Annotated in this window: 4 protein-coding genes and 1 riboswitch; of the genes, 2 read left to right on the top strand and 2 right to left on the bottom strand. The window is 72.3% G+C overall.

Annotated elements, in window-relative coordinates:
* Window positions 1–55: 55 nt before the first annotated feature.
* On the top strand, window positions 56–11,782 hold the full coding sequence (locus tag ABZ795_RS00145) for an amino acid adenylation domain-containing protein (RefSeq protein WP_357527526.1): 11,727 nt from the start codon (window positions 56–58) through the stop codon (window positions 11,780–11,782).
* A gap of 109 nt (window positions 11,783–11,891) precedes the next feature.
* Complete coding sequence (locus ABZ795_RS00140; RefSeq protein ID WP_357527524.1) at window positions 11,892–12,665, top strand: VOC family protein; 774 nt, start codon at window positions 11,892–11,894, stop codon at window positions 12,663–12,665.
* A gap of 183 nt (window positions 12,666–12,848) precedes the next feature.
* Here ABZ795_RS00140 and ABZ795_RS00135 read toward each other — a convergent pair whose 3' ends face one another.
* On the bottom strand, window positions 12,849–13,844 hold the full coding sequence (locus ABZ795_RS00135; protein ID WP_357528287.1) for a ribonucleotide-diphosphate reductase subunit beta: 996 nt from the start codon (window positions 13,842–13,844) through the stop codon (window positions 12,849–12,851).
* Between the two features lie 53 nt (window positions 13,845–13,897).
* Window positions 13,898–16,273 (bottom strand): ribonucleoside-diphosphate reductase subunit alpha, encoded by a 2,376-nt coding sequence (locus tag ABZ795_RS00130; RefSeq protein WP_357527522.1) that lies wholly within the window; start codon window positions 16,271–16,273, stop codon window positions 13,898–13,900.
* 134 nt (window positions 16,274–16,407) lie between these two features.
* Window positions 16,408–16,614: riboswitch (cobalamin riboswitch) on the bottom strand.
* Between the last annotated feature and the right edge of the window lie 21 nt (window positions 16,615–16,635).

Raw genomic sequence — 16,635 nt, 5'->3', positions numbered from 1 at the left:
GGCCACCCACACCTCCGGCTCCGGGCCCAAGATCTCTACCACCTACCATCCTGCTGTGTCGACTGCCATCGGGCCAGGTGCCCACCGGGGCCTGCTGGGTGTCCTCCTCGACGCCGCCGACCGGGCCCCGGAGCAGGTCATCGTGCACGTCCGGGAGGACGGCACGGAGCGTACGGTCAGTTTCGGCCAGTTGCGCGACGAGTCGCTGCGAGTGGCCGGCGGCTTCCGAGCCGCCGGGGTCTCCCCCGGCACTCCCGCCCTCCTGCTCGCCGACGCCGGCGACGATTTCCAGCCGATGTTCTGGGGTGCCCTGGCCGCCGGGCTGGTGCCGGTGCCCCTGCCCCCCGAGACCCACCGGGTACGCGCCGTACGGCAACTGCTCGCCGACGCCGTGGTGGTGACCGACCCCGCCACCGCAGCGGTGGCCGAGGGCCTGGCCGGGCCGGTGCTGCGCGTGGCAGACCTGCGCACCGGCACCCCGATCGAGGAGCTGCCCACCCCCGCCGGGGAGGACCTGGCCTTCCTCCAGTTCTCCTCCGGCAGCACCGGTGCCCCCCGGGGGGTGGAGCTGACCCACGACAACGTCCTGGCCAACCTGGAACAGGCCAGGCTGGCCAGCCAGGCCGGCCCGGACGACGTCCTGGTCAGCTGGATGCCGTACTTCCATGACATGGGGTTGATCGGCACCCACCTCACTCCGCTGGCCGTCGGCCTCAAGCAGGTACGCATCCCTCCGCTGGCCTTCGCCAAACGCCCGGCGCTGTGGTTCACCACCGCCCACGGGCACCGGGCCACCCTGCTGTCCGCGGCGAACTTCGCGTTGGCCCTGGCGGTCCGCCGGGTGCCGGCGGAAACCCTCGCCGGCCTCGACCTGAGTGCGGTGCGCTGCGTGGTGGTGGGGGCGGAACCGATCTCACCCAGGGTATGGCGGTCCTTCCTGGCCCACACCCAAGCCACCGGGCTGAACCCCGCCGCCCTGCGACCGGTGTACGGGCTGGCCGAGGCGACCCTGGCGGTCACCTTCCCCCCGCCCGGCGAGGTGGCCCAACCGCAGGTGCTCGACCGGGCCGAGTTGAGCCGGGGGGTGGCGGTGCCCACCCGGCCCGGCCCGCACGCGGTCGAACTGATGGACCTGGGCCACCCGGTGACCGGGTGCGCGGTACGCGTCGTCGACGAAGGCGGTCGACCCCTGCCGGAACAGCGGGTCGGCCAGATCGAGGTACGCGGCCCGAACGTGGCCCGGGGCTACCACCGCGATCCGCAGGCCACCCGGGACACCTTCGTCGACGGCTGGCTGCGTACCGGCGATCTGGGTTTCCTGCGCCAGGGGCGGCTCTGCCTCACCGGCCGGGCCAAGGACGTGGTGTTCGTCAACGGCCGCACCTTCCATGCCGCGGACCTGGAGACCGTGGCGGTGGCCACCCCCGGCCTGCCCGGCGAGGTGGCCGTGGTGGTCGGGACGACCGACCCGGGCTCCGGTGGGGAACGGATCGTGGTGTTCGTGCCCTGGGCCCGCCCACCGGCGGAGGCGGCCGCGGTGCTGGCCGCGGTGCGGGGCCGGGTGGCGGAGGCCTGCGGTCACGACGAGGTGCGGGTGCTGCCGTTGCCGCCCGGCGCCTTCGCCCGGACCACCAGCGGGAAGCTGCGCCGACGCCGGATGCGCGACCGGTACCTGGCCGGCGACTTCGCCGACCGGGAACGACGCTGGTGCACCCCGGTCGCCGAGGGCCCGGAGGTGGTGGCCGGGCCGGTCCTGTCCGCCGGGCGGTCCGGGCCGCAGTTGGAGGCCCTCGTCCGCGAGGTCTGGGCCCGGGTGCTGGGCCGTCCGCCCGCCACGATCGGCCCGCACGACCGGTTCCTGGCCATCGGCGGGTCCTCCCTCAAGGCCATGGAGGTGCTAGCCGGGCTGGAGGACGCCCTGGGTACCCGGCTGAACCCGGCGGACCTGCGGGACTGCCCCACGGTGGCCACCCTCGCCGACCGGCTGGCCGAGGCACCGCAGCCGCACCCGACCGAGGCGACCGCCGAGGCCCCGACGCAGGGCCCGACGCCGGTGGCGGTAATCGGCATGGCCTGCCGGTTTCCCGACGCGGACACCCTTGAGCGGTTCTGGCAGCAGTTGGTCGAGGGCGTGGACACCGTCGAGGTGGTCCCGGCGCACCGGTGGGCCTGCGCGGAGGGAACCACCCGGTGGGGTTCCTTCCTGGACGATCCGATGCTCTTCGACGCCGGGTTCTTCGGTCTGACCGATCAGGAGGCCCGGCTCACCGATCCGCACGCCCGACTGTTCCTGGAGATCGGGCACGAGGCCCTGGAGCGTGCCGGGTACGCCGGGCCCCGCCGGCACCGGCACCGCATCGGGGTCTTCGCGGCCGTCGGGGAGAGTGCCTACCCGCAGCTGCTGGCGGCCGATGGGCAGGCCGGTGGGGCGGGCGCCCTGGTCGGGAATCTGCGCAACCTGATACCGGCCCGGTTGGCGCAGACCCTGGACCTGACCGGGCCGGCGATCGCGGTCGACACGGCCTGTTCCTCGGCATTGGTGGCCCTGCACCTGGCCGCCCGCAGCCTGGCAGAGGGCGAATGCGACATCGCCGTGGTCGGCGGGGTGAACCTGAACCTCGCCGAGACCGGGTACCGGCTGCTGGACGCCGCCGAAGCCCTCTCCCCCACCGGACGGTGCCGCGCCTTCGCCGCCGAGGCGGACGGTTTCGTCCCCGGTGAGGGCGGGGCCGCCCTGGTGCTGCGTCGCCTAAACGACGCGCAGATCGACGGGGACGAGGTGCTGGCCGTGGTCGCCGGGACCGCTATCGGCAACGACGGGCGGGCGTTGAGCATCCTCGCGCCTAACCCGCACCGGCAGTGGGAGGTGATCGCGCGGGCGTACCGGGAGGCCGGTGTGGACCCGGGCCAGGTGTCGTACGTGGAGGCCCACGGCACCGGCACCGAACTCGGTGACCCGGTCGAGGTCCGGTCCCTGGCGGCGGCCTACCCACCGCCGGCCGATCAGGTGCCGCGCGGGCTGGGTTCGGTGAAGACGAACCTCGGTCACCTGCTCAACTCGGCCGGTTTCCCGGCCCTGCTGAAGGTGGTGCTGGCGCTGCGGCACCGGTACCTGCCGCCCACCCTGCACCACACCCGACCCAGCCCTCGCTGCGACCTGGCCGCCGCCGGTTTCGAGGTGGTCACCCAGGGACGGCCCTGGACCGCACCGGGCCCCCTGGTCGCCGGGGTGAACAGCTTCGGTTTCGGCGGCACGAACGCCCACGCGATCCTGCGCGAACCCCCAGCCACCGTGCCCGGCGGGCCGGGCGGGCCGGGCGGGCCGGAGATCGGCCTGGCCACCCTGAGCGCGCATTCGGTGCCGGCGCTTCGGCAGGCGGCTCGGGACCTCGCCGCCCATCTGCGGGCCCATCCCCACCTGGCCGAGGCGGATGTCTGCGCCAGCTCCGGCACCGCCCGCGACGACGCCGCGTACCGGGTGGCGGTCGTCGCCGACGGTGAGTTGGCCGCCCGGCTGGACCGGGCCGCCGAGTTGCTGGACGAGCACCGCGAGCCGGTGGGCCGACGACCCCGGACGGCGTTCGTCTTCCCCGACGGCCCGCCGACCCCGGCGGCGGTACGCGATCTGCACGACCGACTGCCGGCCTTCCGTGACCGGCTGACCGAGGTCGCCGCCCCGACCGTACAGGGCCGACCACTGCTGACCTGGTGTCTGACCGGCTCCGCCGATCCGCAGGTCGCCCGGCAGGTGGCGGTGGCGGTCGGGCTCGCCCTGGTCGGTCAGCTCACCGACTGGGGCGTACGGCCGGACCGGCTGTTCGGTGTCGGCGTCGGTGACCTGGCGGCGGCGGCAGGCCGAGGTGAGCTGGACCCGGCCGAGGCGATTCGCCGCGCCGCCACCGCGACCCCATCGACCGAGCCGGAGCTGCGCATCGCGCTGAAGCAGCTGTGCGCCGACGGGTACGACACCTTCGTCGACCTGGGCGCTTCGGGCCGGCTGCGCGCCGTGTCGCCACACGTCGGGGTCAACCCGGCACGGGTGTTGACCGTCCTGGACGGGCCGCAGGCCACCGAGGCTGTGCTGGCGGCGGTAGGACAGCTGTGGGCCCTCGGTGGCCCGTTGGACCGGGCCGCTCTGCACGCCGGCCGGCGGCGGGTGCCGGTGCCGACATACCCGTTCCAACGACGGTCTCATCCGCCATCGCCGCTGCTACCCCTGCACCGGGTCACCTGGCGGGAGACGCCGTCGACCACCGGCGGGCCGGGAGCCGTGGTCGGCCGCGACCTGCCGGGCCGGGTGCGGTTGCGCGGCCCGGGTGCCGGCGGTGACCTGGCCGCCCGACTCGCCACGGCACTGCGCGAACGCAGCGTCACGGTCCAGGTCACACCGCAGACCGACGACGATACGCCGCCGGAGCTGACCGTGCTGCTCGCCGGCGACGCGGTCGACCTGGCGGAGGTGGCCGACCTCGATCGCGCCGTGGCCGACCAGGTGGGCGCGGTGCGTGCCCTGCTCGACGAGCCGGACGACCGGCTGGGGCGGCTACTCGTGGTCACCGAGGACGTCCAGGTCACCGGGCACCACGAGCGTCCCCGCCCGGTGCAGGCGGTGCTGGGCGGACTGTGCGCGGCGCTGGCCGACGAGCGACCGGGCCTGCGGGCCCGGATGGTCGACCTGTCCAGCGTGGACGACCTGGCCGTCCGGGTGGAGGCGGTGTGCCGGGAGTTGTCCGATCTGCACCTGGCCGAGGCCACGGCGCACCCCGCCGACCAGTTGACCGGGCTGGCCTGGCGGGCCGGACGCCGACTCGAACGGCACCTGGTGCCGGTGTCGACCCCGGTTTCGCAGCCGAGTACGGCACCGTCCGATGACGTGCACGTGATCCTCGGCGGTGGTGGCGGGCTCGGCGCCGAGTTGGCCCGTACCCTGGCCCGTCGGAGACGACCCACCCTGCTGCTGGCCGGGCGGTCGGCCCAGGCCCCGGCCGGTCTGCTCGACGAGTTGGCCGCGGCCGGTGCCACCGCTACCTACCAGCGGTGCGACGTGACCGTGCCGGCCGATGTCGACGCCCTGCTCGCCAGGCTGCCCCGGGTGGGGACCGTCTGGCACGCCGCCGGCACGGTCCGGGTCGGCACCCTGGCGGCGAAGTCGATCCCGGACATCCTGGCGGTGCTGGCACCCAAGGTACGCGGCAGCTACCTGGTGGAGGAGTCGCTGCGCCGGCAGGGTCACCACCGGGCGGCGCTCGTCGGTTTCTCCTCGGTCAGCGCGGTGCTGCCCGGCCTGGCCGCCGCGATCGGCGACTACGCGGCGGCCAACGCCTTCCTCGACGCCTTCGCCGCCGCCCATCGGGCGACCGGCCGCCCCTTCCAGGCGGTCGGCCTCGCCGCCGTCAGCGACACGGGGATGGCTGCCCGAGGTAGCGCCCGCCACGACCTCCCCGGCTCGCTGACCGCGCGGGCCGCGCTGGACGCCTTGCTGGCTGCCCGGGAGGTCGACGCCGCCCACCTGATCGTCGCGGACCGGCGAGCGTCGACCGCGCACTCGGCGGCCGTCGCCCGACGGGGTCAACACGTCGATGGCCGCGTGCAGGCACACGGCGACCGGCCCGCCGGTCCGGCTGCCCAGCCGGTCGAGCCCGGGACCGCCGAGATCGCCAAGGCGGGCGAGGTTTCGGCCAGCAGGTCGGCACGTCATCAGCATTCGGATGTCGAGGAACTGGCGCGACTGCTGCGCCGACTGCTCGCTGAGCCCCTGCACCGCCCCGGCGACCAGATCGCCGACGACGACTCGTTCCTCGCCCTCGGACTGGACTCCCTGGCCGCAGTCGACCTGGTCAAGCGACTGGAGGACGAACTCGGGCGGCAACTGCCGGTCACCTTGTTCTTCGAGTACACCACGGTCGCCACCTTGGCCGCCGCGCTGGCGGAACCCGACCCGGGACGACCCCCGGCCCACCCGGCCGCACCGTCGCCGGAGGTGGCTAGCCCGGCGGCGGGCGAGGGATCACCGGCCGGCTCGCTCGCCGACGGAGAGCCGTTCGCCCTCACTGCGGTGCAGCGGGCCTGGTTCGTCAACGAGAAACTGCACCCGAGCATGGCCGGGTACGCCTTCGTCCGGCAGACCGTCACAGGGCCACTGGAGGCGAGGCTGCTCGACCGGGCCCTGACCGGCCTCGTCGCCCGGCATCCGATGCTGCGGGTGCGATTCCTCGCCGACGTCACCGCCCCCCGGCAGGTGATCGTGCCCCCGGCCGCCGCCGCGATCAGCCTGGACGTACGGCCCCTGACCGGTGAGCTGACCGCACTGGAGGAGCAGCTCTGCAACACGCCGGTGGATCTGACCCGGCAACCGCCGCTGCGGGCGGTGCTGGCCCAGGAACGATCCGACCGCTCGCACCTGATCCTGGTGCTGCACCACGCCGCCGCCGACGGGTTCAGTCTCCACCTGCTCAGCGAACAACTCTGGGCGGACTACGGCCAACTGGTGACGGGACGCACCCCCACGATGCCGCCGGCCATCGGCAGTTTCGCCGCCTTCGCCGCTGCCCTCACCCCGCCACGCAAGACGGATCTGGCGTACTGGCGTCGGAGGTTCGACGATCCGGGGTGGACGCTGAGGCTGCCGTACGACGGCGACCCGGGGGGCCTGCCCGCCCCGCCCTGCGTCACCCACACCGACGAACTGGATCCCGCGCTCGTGGCGCGGCTGCGTGAGCGGGCCGCCGACGCCGGTGTCTCCCTGTTCCACCTGCTGCTCGCCGGGTATCTGCGGTGCCTGGCTAGGTGGAGCGGGCAGCGCCGGGTGCCGGTCAACGTGGCGCGGGCCGGCCGGGACGCCCGGATGTCCGGCATCGAACGGCTCGTCGGGCCGTTCGCCGACACCCTGCCGCTGCTGGTCGAGGTGGACCCGTCCGAGTCTGCCGCCCGGCTGGCCGACCGCCTCCGACAGTCCTGGACCGAGGCACAGCGGCACGGCTCGGTGTCCAGCCTGGACCTGGCCCGGCTGCTACCGACGACCGACAGCGGCCCGCGTACCGCCAGCCCGGCCGGGTTCAGCTTCGCCCGCTTCCCGGTCGACACCGATCCCGACTGCCCGGTGACGGTCACCCCGACGGCGGCCGGCTCCGGCTCCGCCGCCACCGGGCTCAGCCTGCTGTGGTGGGAGTCGGGGACAACACTGCGACTGTCCTGGAACTTCCCGCTGCGGTTGTTCCGGCGACAGACGGTGGCCCGGCTCGCCGCCGAGCACCACCAGGAACTCGTCGACCTCGCCGCCGGGCGGCAGCCCGGCGATCAGGATCGCCGCGTACGACCGAAGCCCGCCGCCATGGACGTCAGCGCCCGGATTCGGGCGGTGTGCCGGCGTACCCCGGACGCTACGGCGATCACCGACGGTCGGCGTACGGTGACCTACCGGGAACTGGACCAGGCCGCCGACCGGGTGGCGGCGCTGCTGCTCGCCCACGGGGTACGCCCCGGCGAACACGTAGGGCTGCTCACCGCCCCCGGCCCGAATTCGATCATCGGGGTGGTCGGGATCCTGCGCGCGGCAGCGGCCTGGGTGCCGCTGGACGCCGCCCATCCCCCGGCCCGGCTGGACGGACAACTGCACCGCGCCCGCGTCCGGGTGGTGCTGCACGACGACGACTGCGCGACCACGGCCGCCCGACTCGACGGCACGGCGGTCCGACTCGACGGCATGATGACCCGGCTGGACGTCCCGGCGGTTCCGCTGGACGGCCCGACGGTCCGGCCCGGGGATCCGACGGCCGGGCCGGACGACACCGCGTACGTGATCTTCACGTCGGGCTCGACGGGACGGCCGAAGGGGGTGCCGATCACCCACCGGTCCATGTCGAACTACCTCGACTGGGCCATCGACACCTTCGGCTACCGCGCCGGTGACCGGCTGGCCCAGACCTCGTCGATCTGTTTCGACGCCTCGGTCCGGCAGATCCTGGCACCACTGCTGGTCGGGGCCACGGTGGTCACCTTCGCCCGATCGGAACTGCGCGACCCGCAGGTGCTGCTGTCCCGGTTGGAGCGGGACCGGCTCACCGTGTGGAGTTCGGTGCCCACCCTCTGGGAACGGCTGCTGCGGGCCGCCGAGGACCGCACCACCCGCGAGGGGGTACGGCCGGATCTCAGTGCCCTGCGGTGGGTCCACGTCGGCGGGGAGGAGTTGTCGCCGGTGCCGGTACGCCGGTGGTTCGACCTGTTCGGTGACGGCTGCCGGATCACCAACCTGTACGGCCCCACCGAGACGACGATCAACGCCACCTGGCATCTGATCGACAACCGCCCCGACGAGGCGATACGCCGACTGCCGATCGGTCGGCCCGTCGGCGGGGCGCGGATCCGCGTGGTCGACCCGGACGGCAACCCCTGCCCACCCGGGACGGCCGGCGAGCTGCTGATCGGCGGCGTCGGCGTCACCACCGGCTACCTCGACGAGCCCGCGCTGACCGTCACCGCCTTCACCCGGCTCGACGGCGAACGGTACTACCGCAGCGGCGACCGGGTTCGCGCCATCGCCGACGGCACCCTGGAGTTCCTCGGTCGGCTCGACGACCAGGTGAAGATCCACGGGCACCGGCTGGAGCCCGGTGAGATCGAGGCGGTGCTGCGTACCCATCCGGCGGTGACCGCCGCGACCGTGCTGCACCAGGCCGAGCCGCATCCACGGCTGCATGCCTTCGTCGCCCCTGCGCCGGGAGCCGGGCCTACGGTGGCCCAGTTGCGCGAATATCTCGCCGACCGGCTGCCGGAGCCGCTGGTCCCAGCGCGCATCCATCTGCTCGACACGCTTCCGTTTACTCCCACCGGAAAGGTGGACCGGGACCGGCTGCGTGCACTCGGCGGCTTCGCACCCGCCGCCGGCCCGAAGCGACTCCCGGCACCTGCCGGTGCGGACGCCGCTGCCGGCGGACACACCGCAACCGAGGCGAGGCTGGCCCGGATCTGGGGTGAGCTGCTCGACCTGCCGACGATAGCGCCCGACGACGACTTCTTCGCCCTCGGCGGCGACTCCATTCTGGCCCTGGAGGTCTTCGCCCGCGTCCAACAGCAGTTCCCGGCCGCACCGAGCCCGACCGTCATCTACCAGCACCGAACCCTGCGGACTCTCGCCGCCGAGATCGACGCCACCGCTGCCCCGCGCCGTACCACCGACGGCACGGGCCGTACCACCGCAGCCACCGACCGGGTCAGCGGCCCGGTGGACGGGCCCTACCCGGTGACGGCCACCCAGCGCGGTTTCCTGCTCGCCGACGCCATCGCACCGGGCGACGGCGCCGCCTGGCTGGCCCGGCTACGACTGCGCGGTCGGCTCCGTCGCGACGTCTTCCAACGCGCCGTCGACCTGCTGGTGGCCCGGCACCCGATGCTGCGTACCGTCTTTCCCGCCGGGGCCCGTCCCCCGGTCCAGCAGGAGCTTCCCGCCTCGCTGCGGCTGCCGGTCGGCTACCGGGCGGTCGCCGGGCCCGCGGAGGTGGGCGCCCTGGTCGCCGAGGAGCGCGGCCGTCGCTTCGAACCGTGGGCCTGGCCCCTGCTGCGGCTGCAACTGCTGGGGCTCACCCCCGATGAGCACATTCTGCTGGTGCACGCCCATCACCTGATCGGTGACGGCTACAGCGCGGCCCTGCTCGGCCAGGAACTGCTGACGGTCTACCACCGGCTGGTGGCCGACCAGCCCGACGGGCTGCCTCCGCTGCGCACCCACTTCCGCGACTACGTCGATCTGCTGGCCGACCGGGTCGCCTGCCCACCCGACCCGGAGGCCCACGGCTGGTGGCGCGGACGCTTCGGCACCCCGTACCGGCCGCCGGTGCTACCCGCCCTCGGCAGCGCGCCCGACCCGGGCGATACCTCCGAGCCGGTCTGCGGCTTCACCCTGGACGCGACCGTGGTCGCCGGGCTGCGCCGGCTGGCCGCCTCGGCGGCGACCACCCTGTACGCCCCGGTGCTGACCGCGTACCACCGGGCGGTGGCCCGGTTCACCGGACAGGACGACCTGGTCTTCGGCCTGGCGCTGACCGGTCGGGATCATCCGCTGCCGGACCTGCACCGGATCTTCGGCCCGTGCGCGGCGATGCTGCCGCTGCGGCTGGAGGGCTCGGCCGGCTTCGCCGAACAGCTCGCCCACGTCGGGGCCGAGGTCGCTACTGCCCGCCGGTACGACGATCCGCCGTCGATCGCGGCGGCCGTGCCCACCGGCCCGGGCGGCACCCCCATCGGAGCGCAGTTCTTCTTCAGCTTCCTGGACTTCTCCGCCCGCACCCCGCTACCGGCCGCCGCAGCGAATACGGCATCACGCGAGGTCGTCGATGCGCCGTCGCCGATGGTGGTCGACACCCCGCCCTCCGTGCCGAGCGATGCCGATCGGCTCAGCCTCGACTGGGACGCCGACAGTGAGCTGGCGCCACCGCCCCTCGGGACCGACCTGTTCCTGACCGCGCGCCCCACGGGGGCCGGGCTCCGGGTCACCCTGCGCGGCTGTCCCGCCACAGTCACCCCGGCCGAGCTGCGCCGGCTCGCCGACTGGCTCCACGTCGACCTGACCGCCGCCGCCGAGCACACCAGCCCGGCCCGTGGGAACCAGCCGGCCACGCCGGCCGTGGTCACCGGTACCACCGTGCCGGCGACGACGGCCGTTTCCGGCCGACCGACCAGGCTGGCCGCGGCCATCGTCGGCTACCTGCCGCCGCCGGCCCAGCTCGCCGCGATCGCCGGGCTGCCCGCCGACAGCCTGCCCCGGGCCCAGCTACGCGAACTGCTCTTTCCCGATGGCCGGCCGCGTCTGCTGGAGCAGTTGACCACACCGCTGGGCGTCTCCGGCTTCGTCTGCCTGCCCCGGTTCGCCGACGAGCTGACCGCCCCCGGGGACGCCCTTGCCGACGAGGCCACCGAGGCGGTGGACCTGGCCGCCCGCCTCGGCGCCCGCTGCGTGTCGCTGGCCGGGATGATTCCCGCCCGCACCGGCTACGGCCTCGGGGTGCTGCGCCGTACCGGCAGCGGGGTGGCGGTGACCACCGGCCATGCCGTCACCGTCGTCTCCGTCGTCCGCACGGTGCAGGCCGCGCTGGCCGCCACCGGGCGCAGCCTCGCCGGCCGCGACCTAGCCGTGGTCGGTCTCGGTTCGATCGGGTTCTCCGCGCTGCGGCTGTTGCTCACCCGGGCCGACCAGCCGCCCGCCCGACTCGTGCTCTGCGACGTTCCCGCCGCCGCGCCCCGACTGGGCGAGCACGCCGCGCGGCTGCGGGCGGACGGTTTCGCCGGCACCATCGAGGTGTGCCCGTCGGCACCGGGAATCGCCCCGGCCGGCTACACAGCGGACGTGATCATCGCGGCGACGAGCGCGGCCACCGCACCGATCGAGGTCGACCGGCTGGCACCCGGCACCATCGTGGTGGACGACTCGTTCCCGCCCGCACTGGACACCGCGAAGGCCCTGACCCGGATGCGCCGCGACCACGACATCCTGGTGGTCGGCGGTGGGCTCCTGCACGTCGGCGAGACCGAACGCGACATGCCCGGGGACCTGCCGCCGGTGCCGGTCGACGGCAACGTGCTCGGGCTGCCCGGGACGATCGCCTCCTGCCGGTTGGAATCGCTACTGTGGTCGACCGTCGCGGACCTGCCGTTGGTGCACGGCCTGGTGGACGATGCGACCGCAGCGGCGTACGCGCGGGCGCTCACCGAGGCCGGCATCGACGCCGCGCCCCTGCACCTGCTGCACCACCCGATCGGGCCGGAGTTGCTCGGGAGGTTCGGCCGCTAGTTACTCAGCTGCGCCCGTCGTGGCTCGGCCTTACGCTTCCGTCCAGCGGTGGTCGGTCGACGGTGACCGGCTGGCGGTGTGGTCGAGGTGGTCGGTCTGCGGAGCGGAGATGAGCAACGAGATGGCATGTCACCTGTTCGCGCTCTGCGTCGACGCCCATGAACCGTCGCGGCTCGCGCGCTTCTGGTCGGAACTGCTGCGGTGGAGCGTGACGGACGATCCACTCGACGGAGTCGCCCTTCTGCCCACCGACGACACCGGCTTCCGGCTCCGCTTCCTCGCCAGCCAGGAGCCCAAAATCGGCCAGAACCTGATGCACTTCGACCTGACCAGCACCTCCCTGGAGGACCAGCGGCAGACGGTGGCCAGGGCGTTGGCGCTCGGCGGGCGGCACGTCGACGTCGGGCAGGGCCCCGAGGATCAGCACGTGGTCCTCGCCGATCCCGAGGGCAACGAGTTCTGCGTCATCGAGCCCGGCAACAACTTCCTCGCCGAATGCGGGTTCGTCGGCGCGCTGGCCTGCGACGGATCGCAGCAGGTCGGCTACTTCTGGGCTGCTGCGCTCGGCTGGCCGCTGGTGTGGGACCAGGACCAGGAGACCGCGATCCGATCGCCGCACGGCGGCCCGAAGATCACCTGGGGCGGCCCACCACTGATGCCGAGGTTGGGCCGTAACCGCCTGCACTTCGACGTCGTTCCCAAGCCCGGCGGTGACCAGCAGGCAGAGGTCGACCGCCTCCTCGCCCTCGGTGCAACCCGAATCGACGCCGACCTGGATGCGAGCCGGGGCGAGACCGGCCGGCGCGACGCCGGTCTGAGCGAGACCGGCCGGGTGGCGATGGCCGACCCCGACGGCAACGAATTCTGCGTCCTGACTGCCTGACGCGTACTCGCCCTACAGCCCCGACGGAGTGCATGGGCTCAACCTCCACCGACCTCCTTTGCTCTGCTTCAACCCACGCACCGGTTTGGCGGGGATGTGGAAAGCCGTTTCGGCGGTATGGCGGTATCCGGGTGGGTGGGTGACCGCCATACCGCCGAAACGGCGGATCGGATGAAACCGGGATCAGAAGTCGTCGTCGAAGGCCACTGTGCCGGTGACGCCGACCTGGTAGGCCGAGACGCGGCGTTCGAAGAAGTTGGACAGTTCCTGCACGTCCTGCAGTTCCATGAACGCGAACGGGTTGGTCGAGCCGTACATCGGTTCGATGCCGAGCATGGCCAGTCGCCGGTCGGCCACGTGTTGCAGGTACTGGCGCATGTCGGCCAGCGGCATCCCGGAGACGCCCTGCTCCAGCAGGTCGGCGGCGAACTGGACCTCGCAGTCGACCGCCTCGGCGAGCATGTCGCGCACCTGCTGCTCCATCTCGGCGTCAAACAGGTCGGGTTCCTCGGCGCGTACGGCGTCGACCACGTCGAAGGCGAAGGCCATGTGCATCGACTCGTCGCGGAACACCCAGTTGGTGCCGGACGCGAGGCCGTGCAGCAGCCCTCGGGAGCGTAGGAAGTAGACGTAGGCGAAGGCGCCGTAGAAGAACAGTCCTTCGATGCAGGCGGCGAAGCAGATCAGGTTGAGCAGGAACGCCCGCCGGTCGGCGCGGGTTTTCAGGTCCCGCAGCTCGAAGATCGAGTCGATCCACTTGAAGCAGAACTCGGCCTTGCGGGCGATCGAGGGGATGTTCTCCACCGCCGCGAACGCCTCGTACCGTTGCTTCTCGTCGGGCACGTAAGTGTCGAGCAGGTTCAGGTAGAACTGCACGTGCACCGCCTCCTCGAACAGTTGCCGGGACAGGTAGAGCCGGCCTTCCGGGGAGTTGATGTGCTGGTAGAGGTTGAGCACCAGGTTGTTGGCGACGATGGTGTCGCCGGTGGCGAAGAAGGCGACCAGCCGGGACACCAGGTGCTGTTCGGCCGGGGAGAGCTTGGCCAGGTCGGCTAGGTCGGCGTGCAGGTCGACCTCCTCGACGGTCCAGGTATTCTTGATCGCGTCCTTGAAGCGGTCGAAGAACTGCGGGTAGCGCATCGGCCGCAGGGTCAGGTCCATGCCGGGGTCGAGCAGCATCTGCTGCTCCCCCGAGCTGGTGCCGGTGCTGGTGTGGGATTCGGAGACGGTGGTCACTGGCAGGCCTCGCAGCTTTCGGGATTCTCCAGGGAGCAGGCCAGTGCCTCGTCATCACTCACCGCGACGACGGGCGTGGCGGTCGGGGTGACGGCGACGGTGGCCTGCTGGATGCGGGTCGCGGGTCGCGAGCGCAGGTAGTAGGTGGTCTTGAGCCCGGACTTCCAGGCGTACAGGTACATCGAGGAGAGCTTGCCGATGGTCGGCGCGCTCATGAACAGGTTCAGCGACTGCGACTGGTCGATGAACGGGGCACGGGCGGCGGCCAGGTCGATCAGCGCCCGTTGCGGCAGCTCCCACGCGGTGCGGAACAACTCCCGTACGTCTTCGGGCAGCTCGGCGATGCCCTGCACCGACCCTTCGGCGCGTTTGATCTGCTCGCGGATCGGCGGGGTCCACAGCCCTCGCGCCTTGAGTTCGCGTACCAGGTAGGTGTTGATCTGGAGGAACTCGCCCGACATCGTCTCGCGTTTGAACAGGTTGGACACCTGCGGCTCGATGCACTCGTAGCAGCCCGCGATCGAGGCGATGGTGGCTGTCGGCGCGATGGCCACCAGCAGCGAGTTCCGCAGGCCGTACGCGGCGATCGTCTCGCGCAGCGCGGTCCACCGCTGCACCTGGGTGACGTCGGCGCCCCACAGGTCCGGGTGCAGCTCACCGCGCGCCGCGCGGGTGTCGGCGTACGCCGGGTGCGGGCCGAACTGCTGGGCGAGCTGCGCCGAGGTCTCCAGGGCGGTCAGCAGAATCTCCTCCTGCACCCGGCTGGACAGCTCCCGGGCCGGTATGGAGTCGAACGGCATGCGCAGGGTGAAGAAGGCGTCCTGCAAGCCCATCAGCCCGAGCCCGACCGGTCGCCAGCGCGGGTTCGACGCCGCCGCCTGCTGCGCGGGGTAGTAGTTGATGTCGATGACCCGGTCGAGGAAGAGCACCGCGGTGTGGACGGTCGCGCGCAGCTTCTCCCAGTCGATGCCGTCCGCAGTGACGTGCGCGCCCAGGTTGATCGACCCGAGGTTGCACACCGCCGTCTCGGTGTCGCTGTTGACCTCCAGGATCTCGGTGCACAGGTTCGACAGGTGGATGATGTTGCCCGGTGCGCCGGTCTGGTTGGACAGCCGGTTCGACGCGTCCTTGAACGTCATCCACCCGTTGCCGGTCTGCGCGAGGGTGCGCATCATCCGTCCGTACAGGTCACGGGCCTTGACCGTGCGGACCGCCTTCTTCTCCGCCGCCCGGTACGCCTCGTCGAACGCCTCGCCGTACAGGTCCGGCAACTCCGGCGCGTCGGAGGGGTCGATCAGCGACCAGTCGCCGTCGGCTTCCACCCGGCGCATGAACTCGTCCGGGATCCAGTTGGCCAGGTTCAGGTTGTGCGTACGCCTCGACTCCTCCCCGGTGTTGTCCCGCAGCTCCAGGAACTCCTCGATGTCCGGGTGCCAGGGTTCCAGGTAGACACAGGCCGCACCCTTGCGCCGGCCGCCCTGGTTGACCGCCGCCACCCCGGCATCCAGGGTCTTGAGGAACGGCACGATGCCGTTGGACCTGCCGTTGGTGCCCCGGATCAACGCGCCCCGGCCCCGCACCCGGGTCCAGGAGATGCCGATGCCGCCGGAGAACTTCGACAGCTTCGCCACCTGGTGATACCGCTCGTAGATCGAGTCGAGTTCGTCGCGGGGCGAGTCGACGAGGAAACACGACGACATCTGGGTGTGTCGGGTGCCGGAGTTGAACAGCGTCGGTGAACTCGGCAGGTACGCCAGGCTGGACATCAGCCGGTAGAAGCCGATCGCCTCACCCGGCGACTGGGACAGCCCGCAGGCGACCCGCAGCAGCCAGTACTGCGGGGTCTCCACCACCAGGCGGGTCTGCGGATGCCGCAACAGATACCGGTCCGCGACCGTCCGCAGCCCGAAGTACTCGAACCGCAGATCACCCTCCGGATCGACCGCATCGTCCAGCTTGCGGGCATTGCGGGCCACGAACGCGGCGGTGGCGTCCCCGATCAGCCCCAAACCGTGGGCGTACCGGATCGACTGGCTGAAGCTCGCCACCTGCTGCCCACGAACCTCCTTGTCCACGTACGCGGCCAGCAGCCGCGCCGCCAGCTTCGAGTACTGCGGCTCCGCGCTGATCAACTCGGCGGCCGTCTGGATCGACAACTTGTCCAGCTCAGCCGTGGTCGCCCCGTCGTACAGACCGCTGATCGTCTTCGTCGCCACCCGCAACGGGTCGACCTCGTCCAGGTCGGCGACCCAGCGCTCCACGGCCTTGACGATCTTGTTGACGTCCACCGGCTCGGTGTCGCCGTTGCGTTTACGGACCTGCATCACGTGCCGGCGTTGTTCCGGCCCTGCCTGTTCCCGGGTCACCGTCATGGTCCCTCCTCGTACCGGTCGGTGAAGGTCGACGGGCACGCGGGAGGACGCCGCCGGTCACCGGACGGCCTGACTGCCGTCTATGACCAGCTGATGGCGTCGGCCGTCCCGCGCGGCCTTCGACCGCCGCACACGTACGCGCGCGGCGCGCTGGCAGGTCTTCGGACTCGTGGGCGTGTTAGTGCCTACTGGCCGTCGCTTCCCAGACCTGGCGGGCCCAGTGCTTAGTTGACGGCGGTCGTTCCCACTCACCGCTGCGGGGCAGTCCCGGAATTTCACCGGGTTCCCTCTTGCCTCGGCCGTCGTGGAGTGACGGCCGAACCAGCTGCAGGCAACACTATATATGGGAACGTGCCAGGAAC

It is taken from the genome of Micromonospora sp. NPDC047134 (genome assembly GCF_040643455.1).
Classification (GTDB): Bacteria; Actinomycetota; Actinomycetes; order Mycobacteriales; family Micromonosporaceae; genus Micromonospora.
The sequence above is the reverse complement of the archived record's forward strand: the minus strand, read 5'-3'. Positions and strand labels throughout refer to the sequence as shown.